1 protein-coding gene is annotated in these 1,461 nt (G+C 65.1%); it reads left to right on the top strand.

Annotation, left to right across the window (positions count from 1 at the left end):
- Positions 1 to 287 (top strand): hypothetical protein (locus tag ACQ0O7_RS45060; protein ID WP_430792091.1); only part of this gene is annotated, 287 nt, incomplete at its 5' end.
- Between the last annotated feature and the right edge of the window lie 1,174 nt (positions 288 to 1,461).

Raw genomic sequence — 1,461 nt, 5'->3', positions numbered from 1 at the left:
TCTCCGCCACAACAGCAGAAAGCCGCACCGATCCCTACAACTCCTCGGAATCGCTTGAAACGGTCAAACCTCTACCTTGCAAAGGCCCTGCCCGGCTCAGCGCCTCACTTGATCACACGATAAATCCTTCTTCTGCCGATGGGTGCGCCTCAGTCCTGCCGGGAGATCCACGAAAGAAAAAGGTGGAAGACTGGCACGATTTGCTGGTGACCCACGATCCCGTTCGGCATTTCGCGGAATCCGGAATCGGCGATAAAAATCTGTCGAATATCGGGAGACTCCCATAGGGATTCGGACGGCATTCTCCCCGGCAACCGCACGGTGACCCTCAATAAACTGGCTGTCCCGGCCCTCATCGAGTGTCACCGTGGCCACCGTTCTACGTCGGCCACACTTATTCACGAAGAGGCAACTCCGCGCCGGTCCAACCGGCCCCGGGGCCGAGGCCGAGGTCGAGGCCGGAGCCAAGGTCAAGGCCGGAGCCGAGGCCTGGGCCCGAGCCGGGGCCGGAGCCCGAGCCGAGGCCGGAGCCCGAGCCGAGGCCGGAGCCCGAGCCGAGGCCGGAGCCCGAGCCGAGGCCGGAGCCCGAGCCGGAGCCGGAGCCGGAGCCGGAGCCGAAGAATCAGGTGCTGTGGCCGGAGGCTGCCGGTTCGCCTGCGGCCGCCGGCTCGGACCGGCGGGTTGCGGTGCTCGTGGGGCCTCCTGGGACACCGCCGATGCTGTGGCTTTTGCGGGTCGAGTCGTTGGAGCTGCCGTGCCTGCTACCGCTGGTTGCCGCCGGGCCGCTGAGTGACCCGCGATGCCAGATGAAGCCGCAAGCGCCGGAATCGACACGGGCACTGATCGCTCTGCGGGCGCGGAACGTGTCGCGGGCGCGGGCGGATGCGGCGGGACGGGAGTGGCCGGTGTCGAAGCTGCTGCCGACGGCGATGCGGGGCGCGGTGTGGAATGGGCCCGGGTGCCGGTGATGTCGGCAGGAGTCCGCGGTGGGATGCCGCTCTCACGGAGGCGCCGAAGCTTCTCGGCGTGGCGTCGCTGCAGACCCCAGTCACGGCGAATCTTGTGCTGACGACGAAACTCCGCACGATCGGGATCGTAATTACGCGCCTTGGTCCAATCCCGCATCGCAGCAGTTTGGGCCCGACTGAACAACGACATCTGAGCCATACATGAATTCTCCCGAACCCCAGCCGCGAAGTGTAAGGAGTTGATCATGCCAATCACATTCAAACATCAGACTGCATGAGCTACCGATAAGGTTCTTCCACCATCGAGACGCACCGGGCGAAAGGGCTCCATCGGCCTTTTCGTCCCGGATCGGGTGCCATCGCCGCCAGCGGGCCGTAGCAGTGTGGGTCCCGGCCGCTACGACAGGGATGTTGCGTTCTCGGTCTGTGATCCGCTGAACAGGGATTTCGTGAGATGACCGGCCTTTGTGGAGGTGGTAGAAGCGGGTGAAGC

The organism is Actinoplanes sp. G11-F43, assembly GCF_050589265.1.
Taxonomy (GTDB): Bacteria; Actinomycetota; Actinomycetes; order Mycobacteriales; family Micromonosporaceae; genus Actinoplanes.
This window is presented reverse-complemented; position numbering and strand designations above follow the sequence as displayed.